This is a genomic window from Wolbachia endosymbiont (group A) of Trypoxylon clavicerum (assembly GCF_947251665.1).
Lineage (GTDB): Bacteria > Pseudomonadota > Alphaproteobacteria > Rickettsiales > Anaplasmataceae > Wolbachia > Wolbachia pipientis.
Genome location: NZ_OX366374.1, coordinates 1021578 through 1036354, shown reverse-complemented (window position 1 = coordinate 1036354; position 14777 = coordinate 1021578). Strand labels below are relative to the sequence as shown.

Below are 14777 nucleotides of genomic sequence, written 5' to 3'. Positions count from 1 at the left end.
CTGACACCATATGTATGGTGAAATTATATCATAACTTTGCGCAGAGCAAATTGTTATTTATGAAGGGACCAGGGCTGGCTAAAAGAAGTCCATGTAATAACTTCACTAAATCAAAAGGATTGTGCAAGTATGTAGCTCAACACTCCACCACACATCAAGTATTTAGTCTCAGTTGCGGTTTGTACACAGCATTTGAGTTGAATTGATTGCTTTGAATTATCCTTTCTTTTGATGATGCATTCTAGATTTCCACCTGGCACTATTTCACCTTTTATGCTTATTACCTCGCTACCATCAAATATCTTTCTGGTTATTCCATTTTGGAATATAAGTGGAAGAACACCCATGCCGACCAAGTTGGACCTATGTATACGCTCAAAGCTTTCTGCAATTACAACTTTAATCCCCAACAATAAAGTACCCTTTGCTGCCCAATCCCTACTTGAACCTGTGCCATACTCCTTTCCTGCCACAATGATGAGAGCTTCCTTGTAGCGCATTGCTGCATCGAAAATTGACATAATTTCCTGAGAAGGAATATATTTTGTATATCCACCTTCGGTGCTAACCATTTCATTTTTTATTCTAATGTTAGCAAAAGTCCCACGCATCATTACATTGTGGTTACCACGACGAGATCCATACGAATTAAAGTCCTGTGGCTCAATCCCAAGATTTTTTAAATATATATCTGCAGGACTACTTGAGGCAATATTTCCAGCAGGGGAAATGTGATCAGTGGTTACGCTATCGCCAAACATTGCCAATATTTGTGCACCTTTTATATCGATTTTATTATTTTTAGGTGATAAATTATCAAAATAGGGCGGATCTTGTATGTAAGTGCTGTTTGCATCCCAATTATAGATTTCACTTTTTTCACACTTTATCTTTCGCCAATGTTCATCACCAGAAAAAACATCCTTATACTTTTGTATGAACATCTCACGTGTTACCACACTTTTAACGCAATCTTCGATTTCATTGTTTGTTGGCCATATATCTTTGAGATAGACATCATTTCCATTCTTATCTTTGCATATTGAATCTTTTGTCAAATCAGTTTGCACAGTACCAGCAAGTGCATATGCAACAACAAGTGGCGGAGATGCCAAGTAATTAGCTTTGACTAACGGATGAATTCTTCCTTCAAAGTTACGATTGCCAGATAAAACTGCAGCAACGGTTAAGTTTTTGTTTTTAATGCCATCTTCTATATCTTTATTAAGTGGACCAGAATTCCCAATGCAAGTTGTGCAACCATATCCAACTAAATTAAAGCCCAGAGCATTTAGATCTACCTGCAATCCAGACTTTTCTAAATATTCTGTTACAACTTGTGAGCCTGGAGCAAGAGAAGTTTTAACCCAAGGCTTTGATTTTAATCCAAGTTTAATTGCATTACGAGCTACAAGACCTGCAGCAATCATTACACTTGGATTTGAGGTGTTAGTGCAGCTTGTTATTGCTGCAATAACTACACTTCCATCTTGGAGTTTATCGTTTTCCTTTGACTCATTAACTGAAAATGATTTAGAAAAAGACTCTGCCACTTGTGAAAGAAAAACTTTATCTTGTGGTCTTTTGGGACCAGCCATTACTGTCTTCACGCTTGATAAATCAAGTTCTAGTGCGTCAAAAAATGCTAACTCATTATTGCCACGCCACAATCCTTGCTCTTTCGCATAAGCCTCAACTAACTTAATCAGCTTTTCTGGTCGCCCTGTTAAATGTAAATAATCGAGTGTTTTCTGATCAATTGGAAAAAACCCACAAGTTGCACCATACTCTGGGGCCATGTTTGCTATAGTGGCTCTATCTGCCAAAGATAAATAATCTAAACCATCACCATAAAATTCTACAAACTTACCAACAACGCCTTTTGTTCTTAGGATATTGGTAACCGTCAGCACTAAATCAGTCGCAGTTACTCCTTCCGACAATCTGCCAATTAATTTAAATCCAACTACTTCTGGAATCACCATACTAATTGGTTGACCAAGCATCACAGATTCAGCTTCTATGCCTCCAACACCCCAACCAAGGACTGATAATCCGTTAACCATTGTAGTATGGCTGTCAGTACCAACTAAAGTGTCAGGATATATGACTCCATCCTTATTACATACAACTTGCGCTAAATACTCAAGATTCACTTGGTGGCAAATCCCTGTGCCAGGCGGCACTACTCTAAAATTTGTGAAGGACGATTCCCCCCACTTTAAAAATTGATATCTCTCCAAATTTCTTTTTACTTCTAGCTCAACATTCTTACTGAATGCGGAAACACTTCCATAACTATCTACTTGAACAGAATGGTCAATCACAAGGTCAACCGGTACAGACGGATTTATATTGCTCGGGTTTCCTCCATTTTTCTTAACATAACTCCGCATTGAAGCTAAATCAACAACAGCAGGAACCCCTGTAAAATCTTGCATCAACACCCTTGCTGGTTTATAGCTAATTTCGTGATTAGTGTGTTTATTAACGCAGTCTGCTAGTACTCTTATGTCATCCAGCTTTACGTTTACTCCATCTTCATTGCGCAATAAATTTTCAAGCAGAACCTTAAGTGAGCAGGGCAATTTAGTCACATCTATTCCTAAAAATTCACTAGCACTACTTAGGCTAAAATAGTTGTATGACTTCCTGTCAATGTTTAAAGTCGTTTTTGCGTTTAAAGAATTATTCATCCTGCATAACCATTTTTAAGTGAAAAATCAACTAATGATGTCATTCCAGTGCATGACACACAACTGTACGAACGTCCCGTGTTGCAGTAGAGTAAGCATAACTACCAATGTCATCCCAGTGCCCAGACACTGGGATCCAGAAAATTTGATTGCAAATAAGCACGCTATACAACACTTTTGATGAAATTGAACAACGAAACTGGATCCACAACTGTACGAACATTGTGATTTGAGAATAATCTCCGCCAGGAAGGGTGTCATCCCAGTGCTTTGGCACTGAGATCCAGAAAACTTAATTTTAAATAAGTACACCAGATAGCTGTATAATAAGAACTGGATTCCAGTGTCACGCACTGGAATGACATCATTTATTATGCAACATCGTGTCACATTGCAACGTTCGTACAGTTGTGAACTAGATCCCAGTGTCACGCACTGGGATGACAAGAATAATTTGCACCTGGATGACAAGGATGAAGTACATTTGGATGACAACTGGATATATAGATCACATTCAAAATTATTATGCATATTCTGCTTCATTTCAGATATTTCCTCCTTTGGTACCTCAGTAGCACAGCTATTTTCAGCTATATATTACACTGTATTAGTTAAAATTGGAATTACTACCGTTACTTTTTTGTTGTTGACCTTGCTGCTCATACATAGTTTCAAAATCCATAGGATCTAGCATCAGTGGGGGAAATCCACCACTACTTGTAACTCTTGCAATTATTTCTCTTGCAAAAGGGAAAAGAAAAGTAGGTCCGCCAATAAACAAAGCTCGTCTTACCTCTTCTTCACTCAACTCTTTTAAATTTTCTATTGAAAAAATACCACAATATTTCGTCTCACAAATGAAAGCTACACCATCTTTTATACCTTCATCTTTTACTGTTGCTCTGACTTCTATATGTAAAGTAATTTCATGGAAAGATTTTTCTTCATTCATTTCTTCTTTGTTTTTCGTCCCTTCTAATTTTGCTGAATTGATATTAACCATTACATTAATATCTGGAGCTTTACTAGAAGAAAGGAATGGCGAATTCGGATTCTCAAATGACAGATCTTTAACATATTGACCGTGAATTCTCATTTTTTGTTGTGGCATTTCTTACGTCTCCTTTAATTAAGTTGAGATATTTAATACTTTCTTATATAATATATTCATTTACAAACGAATAGCAAACCTGATTATAAGTTGATATGAAAAACATATTTTCATTAATAATTAATAATGTTCGGATACTTTATATGCCAAGGAGTTGAGTTACTATGATAGAGCTTGTAATATATGCTTTATTAGCGGCGTTCATTTTTTCACGTTTGTATAATTCTTTAGGAAGATCAGCCAACCTCAACCTAAAAAAGCTAACTAGTGTATTGGATGTAAGCCGAAGTAGAGAAGACGTAGTAGAAAACATTGAGGGTTACATTGATAGCAATGATGAAAATTCAATAAAAGTTACTTATGAACAAATATTAAAAAAAAATAAAGATTTTTCTATTTCCCACTTTATAGAAGGTTCAAGCATAGCTTTTGAATTAATAATAAAGTATTTCAATCAAGGAAATTTGTCTCAGTTAAAACCACTTCTCGATAAAGACTTATATGATAATTTTGCAGAGAAGATTAAACATCGTAAAGAGGTGCACGAGTCTATCATTGTTTCTATCGTTTCACAAAAGATTTTAGAAATAAAGCTAGTAAAAAATGTAGTGTTTATTGCAGCATATTTCCTTTCAGAGCAAATTAACTTCGTTAAGAATAATAAAGGGGATATCATATCAGGTAGTACATCCACTATTAATAAAGTTGAGGATGTATGGCAATTCAAAAAAAATGTTAATTCATCAGACCCAAGCTGGTTGCTTGTTTCTATTCACTATAAAAAGACAAGTAACGATAAGACAAATGACAAGTAAGATGAGTTTTATTTGAAATGGAAAGCAAGCTACGCGAAATAGTACTTGACACTGAAACGACAGGTCTTGACACTGAATCTGGTCATCGAATTATTGAAATAGGGTGTGTGGAATTAATTAATCGTATTCCAACAGGTAAAGTATTCCATCGGTACCTTAACCCAGAAAGAGATATACCTTATCACTCGTTTAAGATTCACGGTATTAGTGAAGAATTTTTAGAAGATAAACCATTATTTTCAGATGTTGCACTTGAATTTCTTGACTTTATATCTAATGATATTTTGGTAATTCACAACGCTGAATTCGATGTTAAGTTCCTTAACATGGAGTTAAGCAAGCTGAATGCTGGGTTAATTTCCTCAGACAGAGTGCTAGATACATTACCTCTTGCGAGGAAAAAATTCGCAGGATCACCTGCTTCTTTGAATGCATTATGTAAGCGTTTTGATATATCGCTAGAGAATAGAGAATTGCACGGAGCACTAGTTGATGCTCAATTGCTTGCAAAGGTATATGTTGAACTTACAGGAGGGTTACAAATCTTTCTGTTTGATAATGAATGCAATCAGGACAGTAACTCCACATTCGTTCAGCATAAAGTACGTAATCTAACTCCCAGAGAACATTTACCAAATAGTGAAGAAATTGATGAACATAAGAAACTGTTAGACAAAATTAACAATACACTTTGGAATAAATATATTGAATAGGTCAACTAATAAAGATACAATTTAATTTTACTGAGAGCATTCTAATGGTAAGGTTTATAAGATTGTTATCTAATGTGCTAGCAGCATTAATAGTTGTTTTTTTAGGTTATTGTTATTTCACTAAAAAAGGCATATTTGCCCCAGCAGCGATTCACAACGCAGAAGTTAAGATAGGCGGAGATTTTTCTTTAATTAATCAGGACGGACAGATCTTGCGCAGTAGTGATTTTAAAGATAAATACATGATGATTTTCTTTGGGTTTTCCTCATGCAAAAGAATTTGCCCTATGAACCTTGGAATAATTTCAGAAACACTTGCAAAGTTAGATGAGAAAACTAACAACAAGCTACAAACATTCTTCATCACAGTTGATCCTGAGCGCGATAGCACGGAAAGACTTAAAGAATTTCAGCAGCAATTTGACCATAGAATACAAATGTTAACTGGTGAAAGAGAAAAAATAAACGAAGTAGTTGCAAAATATAAAGTATATGCAAGCAAAGTAGACGGAGAAGAAGAAATCAACCATTCTTCAATAATATATCTTATTGGCCCTGGAGGAAAATATGTTACACACTTTGCAGCTGATTTAAATTCAGACGAAAGTCAATCTGATAAGATTTTGGCTGAGATAAGAAAATACGTAAACTGAATTATAGGTTTTTCTGTTAATTAGTCGAGCACGCAACTGCATGAGCATTATAATTCAATCTCCACCGGGAAGGTACATTGGAATGACACTATTTGCTGTCTTCAAAAATAAACGTTCGTAAAGGTATCTGTTGAGCAGAGTGGCAAAATAAGGTAGACGAGAAAAGACAACTATAGGAACAAATGGGTGTCATGCCAGTGCGTGACACTGGCATCCAGTCCTTTTGCACAGTTTCATCAAAAACGTTGTAAAGCGCTTTCGTGTTTACCAACTTAGTGCCCAATCTGGATCCCAGTGTCAAGCACTGGGATGACAAGAAAGGGAGCACTGGAATTTTTGTTTCAGCATTAGCCATGCATCTGAACAGATACTCGTAAAATTGTGCTTTTAATATGGGTTATCAGTTTAAAAATGTTGCTAACTAGTATATCTGAATGTAACATCAATTAACGTGTATAAATGAAGCAATCTAATGGAAAATAGTTATAATGCCGATGCAATAAAAATCTTAAGGGGTCTTGATGCTGTAAGAAAACGTCCAGGTATGTACATTGGTGACACTGACGATGGATCTGGCTTGCACCACATGGTATATGAGGTTGTTGATAACGCAATAGATGAATCTTTAGCTGGATATTGTGATAAAATTGAAGTTAGCATAAATAAAGATGGTTCAGTATCAGTAACCGACAATGGTCGTGGCATTCCAACTGACATTCATGAAGAAGAAGGAATATCAGCAGCAGAGGTAATAATGACTCAACTCCATGCTGGTGGTAAATTTGACAGTAATACCTATAAAGTTTCTGGGGGATTACATGGTGTTGGAATCTCAGTTGTGAATGCATTATCAAGCTGGTTGGAATTAACTATTTGGCGCAATAAGAAAGAACATTTTATACGTTTTGAAGATGGTGAGTCTATTGAACCTTTAAAGGTAGTCAACGAAAATACAAATAAAAGAGGAACTAAAGTCACGTTCATGCCATCAACAGAGACTTTTAATGGCATTAATTTCAGTTACTCAACGCTTGAAAGTCGTATAAGAGAATTAGCATTTTTAAATTCAAATATCGACATTACTTTACGTGATCTGCGCAATGAACCATATATAGAATCTCATTTCAATCAGAGCAATCAATCTAAAGACAATTTTGGTACAGCGAATTTTGTGCGGTACTTAGATAAGAATAAGACACATGTAACTAAAATTGCCAGTATGAAAGGAGATGCAGAAGATCTCGGCATCAGCTTGGAAATATCGATGGAATGGAATGATTCCTACTATGAACATATGTTATGCTTCACAAATAATATAAGACAACGAGATGGTGGTACGCATTTGGCAGGATTTAGATCTGCACTAACTAGATGTATCAATAACTATGCAACTAATGAAGGGTTTTTAAAGAAAGCAAAAGTAAATTTAACTGGAGAGGACGTTAGAGAAGGTTTAACTTGTGTTTTATCTCTCAAGATGCCTGACCCTAAGTTTTCTTCACAAACAAAAGATAAACTAGTTAGTTCTGAAGCACGTGCAGTTGTAGAAAGTATAGTTTCTGATAAATTGAGCACAATCCTTGAAACTGATCCCAAATTGGCGGCAAGCATAGTAGAAAGAGCAATTAGGTCAGCAAAAGGAAGAGAAGCCGCAAGAAAAGCACGAGAGCTAGTTAAAAGCAAAAACAATATTGATATTGCAACTCTGCCAGGAAAGCTTGCTGATTGTCAGGAAAAAGCTCCTGAGTTATCGGAATTATTTATAGTAGAGGGTAATTCAGCAGGTGGTACTGCAAAGCAGGGGCGTAATCGTAAAACACAAGCAGTGCTTGCCTTAAGAGGAAAAATTCTAAACGTAGAACGTGTAAGTTTAGATCGTATTTTTTCATCTGCAGAAATAGGCTCTTTAATTACTGCAATTGGTGCTGGAATAGGGAGTGAACACTTCGATATTGAAAAAGCTAGATATCATAAAATTATCATCATGACAGATGCAGATGTTGATGGTTCACATATAAGAACTTTGATTCTGACTTTCTTTTTTAGACACATGCGTGAAGTTATTGAAAAAGGCTACTTATACATAGCACAGCCACCCCTCTATAAAGTTACAAAGAATGCTAAAGACACTTATATTAAAGATGACGAAACTTTTGAAGAGTATATAATAAACTCAGCAGTTAAAAGATTAACACTAAGTAGTACAGCTACAGAATTTAACGATTTGCGCCTTATTTTGAATAAATGCGTTAGCATTTCTAATATTAGCAAAAATTATGATAGAGAGATACCACAAAATCTCTTAGAGTCATTGCTAATTTTAAGCAAAAAGAATGCTCTATCATCGGCTGATGATATATTAAAGTATTTGAAGTTAATGTACAGCGAATATACTTGGGAAGTGGAAATAAAAGATGAAGAAAAAGAAATTCACATCTCTAAATTGTTTCAAGGATTGGCAGACAAATATATATTTGCACTTAGTATGCTTGAAGGCAAAGATATGCAAAACATATTAAGTTTGCTTGATGGTATAAGTAATTTATTTAATGGTGATTCATTTTTAAAATCACAAGAAACTGAAATAAGAATCACTTCTCCAAGTACGCTTGCAAAAATAATAATAGACTATGGTAAAAAGGGTTTAACTCTGCAGAGATTTAAAGGTCTTGGTGAAATGAATGCTGATCAGCTATGGGATACTACGTTAAATCCTGAGGCTAGAACTTTACTAAAGGTTGAAATAAAAGATTGTGAAGAAGCTGATTCCATATTTTCAATACTAATGGGTGATATAGTTGAACCACGCCGTGATTTTATTAATAGCAATGCACTCAACGTGCATGATGTTGATATTTGAACTTTTAGCAAAATGTACGAACGTTACGGGTTTAAGCAAAGACTGTGTCATTCAAGTAGCTGACACTGGTTCCTTTATAACGGTGTCATTCCAGTGCTTGACACTGGAATCCAGGTTGCTCACAAGCAAACTAGCATAGAAAGTGGTTACAACGTTTTCGATGAGATTGCAGAAAGGCTGGATTCCAGTGTCAAGCACTGGAATGAAAGCAGTCCTACGTCATGCCGCGATTCATTCGCGGTATCTCTAGGCTCTGTGGACAAAAAATATGAAAAGAGAGAAAAAGATGGTAGTTTAGCCTAATAGGTAAAAAATGGAGAAACTACCATATGCAATATTACATCAAAGAGGAAAATTGGAAACAAATTTTAGAGTTCATAAAAAGCGTAAAAGGAATGCACAGCAAAGATGAAAAACGTTTAAGAATATTCATAGAGGCAGTGTGGTACATAGTGCGAAGTGGTTGCCAATGGAGACTTTTACCAAAAACTTATGGTAATTACAGGAGTATACATAAGCGATTTAAAAGATGGTGTGAAAGAGATGTCTGGAAAAAATTGCTTGAATATACTAAACAAGAGCCTGATTTAGAAGTTGCTATAATCGACGGTACGATTATCCGAGCCCATCCATGTTCATCTGGATATACAAAAAACTCCAAGGATCAAGAAGCTTTAGGGAGGAGCAAAGGTGGCTTTACAACTAAAATACATGCGCTTGTCGATGCACTTGGAAATCCACTTAAATTTACTCTGACTCCTGGTCAAAGAAATGAAATTACGCAGGCACAAGTGTTGACCGAAAGTATCTATAACTCTACTGTAGTAGCTGACAAGGGCTACGATAGCAATGCCTTTGTTACAAGTCTTGAAGACAAGGGATGTACAGTAGTTATTCCGCCAAAACGGAATCGAAAAGTGCAAAGGTATTACGATGAGCATATCTACAAAGAACGTCATTTGATTGAGTGTTTTTTTGGTAAAATTAAAAATTTTAGGCGCATTTTTTCCAGATTTGATAAAACTGCTGAGGTTTTTATTGGTTTTCTCAATTTTGTTGGAGCTCTTGTATGGCTTCTCTAAAATTTTGTCCACAGAGCCTAGGCGTCAAAAGCTCAAATGAACCTGCACTTGTCCGTAAAGTCTTTCCATTTCTCCCATTTCTTCGATTATTCTCTTCACTTTCAGCTAATAAGTGATTTTCTATTTCACCTTCCAAACTTGCCTCCAGCAGCTTTTTTATAAGTGGTGTAAATGCTCCATCTCTTCCTGTTAATGGTCTGCCTTCCCTTATTGATGACAGTATATTTGCTTCCAGTTCTTTGTAATCTACCAAACCGGTAGTTCTGTTTACTACTTTCTGACTCATTGTCAAACCTCCATTTTTTTTATATCAATTTATTACTTTTTTTTTGGTTTAACACACTTTTTTGAACATTCCCAACGAAAAAAGAAAAACAAGGTTTAATTTTCTTTTTTATTTGCGATTTATCTATTAATTAACCGTGAAAGGTTACGTGTAATGCTCCTTCACATAATTATCAATAATTGCCTTAAATTCTTCAGAGACATTATTACCTTGTAAAGTTTTGAAATATTTGCCGTCTTTGTAGACTGCTGAAACAGGTTTTTCTCCATATCCAGGCAAGCTGATTCCCAAATTTGCGTGTTTGCTTTCTCCAGGGCCGTTTACTATGCATCCCATAACAGCAATGCTCATATGCTCTACACCTGGATTTTTTTTCTTCCACATCGGCATATGAGTTTTTATATAGCCATTCACCTCTTCAGTTAATATACGAAAACGATCACTACTCGTGCGCCCACAACCAGGGCATGAATTAACCTGAGGGTTAAAGTATCGCAAGCCTATAGACTGCAATATTTCCTGACACACCACCACTTCATTAGTACGCGATTCACCAGGACGTTGAGTCAAAGAAGCCCGTATTGTATCTCCAATGCCATTTTGCAATAAATAAGTAAGCCCTGCTGCGGTATTTACCACACCTTTATTGCCCATACCAGCCTCAGTTAAACCCAAATGCAGCGCATAATTGGAAGATTTTGCAAGTGCCGTATAAACTAAAATTAAATCTTGCACTTTGCTAACTTTACATGAAATGATTATTTTGTTTGAACTTAGACCAATTTCTTCAGCTTTTTTTGCACTATCAAGAGCAGACATTACAAGTGCTTTGCGCAGTATAACGTCAGAAGGCCTTGAATTACTAAGCGAAGAGTTTTCATCCATCAATTTTTGCAAAAGGTATTTATCAAGACTACCCCAATTTACCCCAATTCTAACCGGAAGATCGTGCATTATTGCATACTCTATCACCCTTTCAAACTTCTCATCACGTTTGTCGCCAAAGCCTACATTGCCTGGGTTTATCCTAATTTTACCCAGCATTTTGATGTTGTCTGGATAATCTTGAACTAATTTATCTAGCTCATACTGACCACAGCCTACCAATATTTTACCGTCAAAGCCTTCTTTATTTATCTCTTCTACTATATAAGGTATTGCCCTTGCTACTTCCTCTGAATTCAAAGCAATCCGTACTAACTCTGAACCTGCACGCGCTAATTCCGTTGTTTCTTTTGCATAATGTTTTGCGCTACTTTTTATATTATCAGAATCTATATGCACACCAAGCGCCATAGATTGTACAACTACAGGATTATTTCCGCCTATCTTTACTTTTCCAACTTCTACAACATGAGTTTTGTGCCTGGAAATTGGCGATAATTCACATGCATCGTCATTCAATATCAGGTCTGTATCTAGGCTCTGTGGACAAAATTTTAGAGAAGCCATACAAGAGCTCCAACAAAATTGAGAAAACCAATAAAAACCTCAGCAGTTTTATCAAATCTGGAAAAAATGCGCCTAAAATTTTTAATTTTACCAAAAAAACACTCAATCAAATGACGTTCTTTGTAGATATGCTCATCGTAATACCTTTGCACTTTTCGATTCCGTTTTGGCGGAATAACTACTGTACATCCCTTGTCTTCAAGACTTGTAACAAAGGCATTGCTATCGTAGCCCTTGTCAGCTACTACAGTAGAGTTATAGATACTTTCGGTCAACACTTGTGCCTGCGTAATTTCATTTCTTTGACCAGGAGTCAGAGTAAATTTAAGTGGATTTCCAAGTGCATCGACAAGCGCATGTATTTTAGTTGTAAAGCCACCTTTGCTCCTCCCTAAAGCTTCTTGATCCTTGGAGTTTTTTGTATATCCAGATGAACATGGATGGGCTCGGATGATCGTACCGTCGATTATAGCAACTTCTAAATCAGGCTCTTGTTTAGTATATTCAAGCAATTTTTTCCAGACATCTCTTTCACACCATCTTTTAAATCGCTTATGTATACTCCTGTAATTACCATAAGTTTTTGGTAAAAGTCTCCATTGGCAACCACTTCGCACTATGTACCACACTGCCTCTATGAATATTCTTAAACGTTTTTCATCTTTGCTGTGCATTCCTTTTACGCTTTTTATGAACTCTAAAATTTGTTTCCAATTTTCCTCTTTGATGTAATATTGCATATGGTAGTTTCTCCATTTTTTACCTATTAGGCTAAACTACCATCTTTTTCTCTCTTTTCATATTTTTTGTCCACAGAGCCTAGCATATTATTAATTGTGATACTATTTTACTGTGTCAGCTACGCTGCCAAATGAACTTGAACCATTCAAACTATAAGCATCTACGTTATCCAAATTAGCAATAGAATCATGTGAGCACGTTCTTCTTGAAGGAGTTTCTTTTATAGTGATATTTATAGGAGAAACTTTCTTTTCTCGTGTTGAAGTAACTTTCTTCCCTTCTTGTTGTTCACTTTCATGCTGCTTACTTTCATACTGAGAAACTGGCTCTTGATCTATAAATACAGCACCCTTTAAACGTGCGATATTAATACCATGCTGATTTATCATAGCGCTCTCTTCATCGTCGACTATGCACGCTTCCATGTCATTTGGCTCATTATCAAGACTAGCAATTTTTTTCTCTTTTAATTTTTTGATTAGATCTTCTTTATTTATAGCCCGATCTTGTGACTTTTTTTTCTTGAGCAATTCCCTACGCTTCTCATACAGTTTATATGACTCAGCAAAATCCTCATCTGTATGAAAGTTTGCACCACCAGGGTTACCAGGAGGTATGTATCTCTTACTGAGCTTAGATTTAGCTCCAGCACTATGCACAGTAAAAAAGCTAGAAACCAAAAACATTAATATAAACAAAGCTTTAGAAAAAATCCTAAGCATATGGTGCTATAGTAAATATCGTGTTTTAAAAGATAGCAATTAACAAACTTTAAGTAAACCAGAATCTTTACTAACTTTACAATACAAATATTTTTCTAAAAAGTGATATGTTTACTATCAAAAAATCTACATAGGCTAAGAGAAGAGGAAGGTGTTACAAGTTGCGTAACACCTTTTCAAGAAAAGTGTTATGCAGCTATATGTTTGTCAACTTTTAAGTCATTCCGTAGTTTTTTAGTACCATCGGTAGCATCTACATTATTAAGTTTTGCGTCTGGTGTATCTTTAGACAAGTTCTTTTCTTTCTCCCTTTCACACTTAACTCCCTGATAGATACAGAATGCAACAAAACTAGTTATCGCTATTACGGCAACAGCAGTGGCTATGGTACAAATTAGTAGTGTTTTTTCTTGATCTGCTACTGCCTCTGCAAGTGTTTCCACTTTTTCTTGCAGGCCGTTTAAGTGCTCTTGCATAGCTTGAAACTGCTCAGTACCAATCTTGTCTTCTAATGCACTAAAAACTTTTTCAAACTGCTCAGCATCTATCTTTTGAGCTTCTTGCCATTCTTTTAATGCACTAAATACCTCTTCAAACTGTTTAGCATCTATCTTTTGAGCTTCTTGCCATTCTTTTAATGCACCAAAAACTTTTTCAAACTGCTCAGCATCGATTTTTTGACTTTCTTGCAATTCTGTTACACCTAACCAATTGCACAAAATTCCTTTTACCATTTTAACCCCCTAGGCTCTGTGGACAAAAAATATGAAAAGAGAGAAAAAGATGGTAGTTTAGCCTAATAGGTAAAAAATGGAGAAACTACCATATGCAATATTACATCAAAGAGGAAAATTGGAAACAAATTTTAGAGTTCATAAAAAGCGTAAAAGGAATGCACAGCAAAGATGAAAAACGTTTAAGAATATTCATAGAGGCAGTGTGGTACATAGTGCGAAGTGGTTGCCAATGGAGACTTTTACCAAAAACTTATGGTAATTACAGGAGTATACATAAGCGATTTAAAAGATGGTGTGAAAGAGATGTCTGGAAAAAATTGCTTGAATATACTAAACAAGAGCCTGATTTAGAAGTTGCTATAATCGACGGTACGATCATCCGAGCCCATCCATGTTCATCTGGATATACAAAAAACTCCAAGGATCAAGAAGCTTTAGGGAGGAGCAAAGGTGGCTTTACAACTAAAATACATGCGCTTGTCGATGCACTTGGAAATCCACTTAAATTTACTCTGACTCCTGGTCAAAGAAATGAAATTACGCAGGCACAAGTGTTGACCGAAAGTATCTATAACTCTACTGTAGTAGCTGACAAGGGCTACGATAGCAATGCCTTTGTTACAAGTCTTGAAGACAAGGGATGTACAGTAGTTATTCCGCCAAAACGGAATCGAAAAGTGCAAAGGTATTACGATGAGCATATCTACAAAGAACGTCATTTGATTGAGTGTTTTTTTGGTAAAATTAAAAATTTTAGGCGCATTTTTTCCAGATTTGATAAAACTGCTGAGGTTTTTATTGGTTTTCTCAATTTTGTTGGAGCTCTTGTATGGCTTCTCTAAAATTTTGTCCACAGAGCCTAGGCTCTGTGGACAAAAAATATGAAAAGAGAGAAAAAGATGGTAGTTT

Annotated in this window: 12 protein-coding genes and 2 pseudogenes; 7 read left to right on the top strand and 7 right to left on the bottom strand. The window is 35.8% G+C overall.

Features of this window, described 5'->3' with window-relative positions; genetic code table 11:
• Window positions 1-110 precede the first annotated feature (110 nt).
• The gene (gene acnA, locus OPR60_RS05370; protein WP_265040173.1) at window positions 111-2696 is read right to left on the bottom strand and encodes an aconitate hydratase AcnA; all 2586 of its coding nucleotides are present in this window, start codon (window positions 2694-2696) and stop codon (window positions 111-113) included.
• Window positions 2697-2976: 280 nt separating this feature from the next.
• On the opposite strand from acnA, the pseudogene OPR60_RS07055 reads away from it, so the two are divergent.
• Window positions 2977-3105 (top strand): annotated as a pseudogene (locus OPR60_RS07055) (WPE palindromic element domain-containing protein); the annotation flags it as partial.
• A gap of 198 nt (window positions 3106-3303) precedes the next feature.
• On the opposite strand, the gene secB reads toward OPR60_RS07055, so the two are convergent.
• Window positions 3304-3807 (bottom strand): protein-export chaperone SecB, encoded by a 504-nt coding sequence (secB, locus tag OPR60_RS05365; protein WP_065094935.1) that lies wholly within the window; start codon window positions 3805-3807, stop codon window positions 3304-3306.
• A gap of 164 nt (window positions 3808-3971) precedes the next feature.
• On the opposite strand from secB, the gene OPR60_RS05360 reads away from it, so the two are divergent.
• The 5 genes from OPR60_RS05360 to OPR60_RS05340 all read left to right on the top strand — a co-directional run bounded on the left by OPR60_RS05360 (window position 3972) and on the right by OPR60_RS05340 (window position 9930).
• A complete protein-coding gene (locus tag OPR60_RS05360; protein WP_065094936.1) occupies window positions 3972-4622 on the top strand; it encodes a Tim44/TimA family putative adaptor protein in 651 nt (216 codons plus the stop codon).
• 17 nt (window positions 4623-4639) lie between these two features.
• Entirely contained in the window at window positions 4640-5335 is a 696-nt protein-coding gene (dnaQ, locus tag OPR60_RS05355) for a DNA polymerase III subunit epsilon (RefSeq protein ID WP_265040171.1), read from the top strand.
• 44 nt (window positions 5336-5379) lie between these two features.
• The gene (locus OPR60_RS05350; protein ID WP_065094938.1) at window positions 5380-5988 is read left to right on the top strand and encodes an SCO family protein; all 609 of its coding nucleotides are present in this window, start codon (window positions 5380-5382) and stop codon (window positions 5986-5988) included.
• A gap of 472 nt (window positions 5989-6460) precedes the next feature.
• Window positions 6461-8848, top strand: a complete 2388-nt coding sequence (gene gyrB / locus OPR60_RS05345) for a DNA topoisomerase (ATP-hydrolyzing) subunit B (RefSeq protein WP_065095387.1) — start codon at window positions 6461-6463, stop codon at window positions 8846-8848.
• Between the two features lie 329 nt (window positions 8849-9177).
• Complete coding sequence (locus OPR60_RS05340) at window positions 9178-9930, top strand: IS5 family transposase (protein WP_265039632.1); 753 nt, start codon at window positions 9178-9180, stop codon at window positions 9928-9930.
• On the opposite strand, the pseudogene OPR60_RS05335 reads toward OPR60_RS05340, so the two are convergent.
• The 5 genes and pseudogenes from OPR60_RS05335 to OPR60_RS05315 form a co-directional block, all read right to left on the bottom strand.
• Window positions 9902-10216 (bottom strand): annotated as a pseudogene (locus OPR60_RS05335) (transposase); the annotation flags it as partial. The gene OPR60_RS05340 and the pseudogene OPR60_RS05335 sit on opposite strands and share 29 nt — an antisense overlap.
• Window positions 10217-10360: 144 nt before the next feature.
• A complete protein-coding gene (gene ispG, locus OPR60_RS05330; protein ID WP_265040170.1) occupies window positions 10361-11668 on the bottom strand; it encodes a flavodoxin-dependent (E)-4-hydroxy-3-methylbut-2-enyl-diphosphate synthase in 1308 nt (435 codons plus the stop codon).
• Window positions 11656-12408 carry an IS5 family transposase gene (locus OPR60_RS05325; protein WP_265039632.1) on the bottom strand — a complete coding sequence of 251 codons (753 nt, stop codon included), beginning with the start codon at window positions 12406-12408 and terminating at the stop codon, window positions 11656-11658. Before OPR60_RS05325 ends, ispG begins: the two co-directional genes overlap by 13 nt.
• 102 nt (window positions 12409-12510) lie before the next feature.
• The gene (locus tag OPR60_RS05320; RefSeq protein WP_265040168.1) at window positions 12511-13131 is read right to left on the bottom strand and encodes a TRP75-related protein; all 621 of its coding nucleotides are present in this window, start codon (window positions 13129-13131) and stop codon (window positions 12511-12513) included.
• Window positions 13132-13319: 188 nt separating this feature from the next.
• Window positions 13320-13865 (bottom strand): hypothetical protein, encoded by a 546-nt coding sequence (locus OPR60_RS05315; protein WP_065094680.1) that lies wholly within the window; start codon window positions 13863-13865, stop codon window positions 13320-13322.
• A 92-nt stretch (window positions 13866-13957) separates the two neighbouring features.
• Between OPR60_RS05315 and OPR60_RS05310 the strand changes: the two genes are divergently transcribed.
• Window positions 13958-14710 carry an IS5 family transposase gene (locus OPR60_RS05310; RefSeq protein WP_265039632.1) on the top strand — a complete coding sequence of 251 codons (753 nt, stop codon included), beginning with the start codon at window positions 13958-13960 and terminating at the stop codon, window positions 14708-14710.
• Window positions 14711-14777 lie beyond the last annotated feature (67 nt).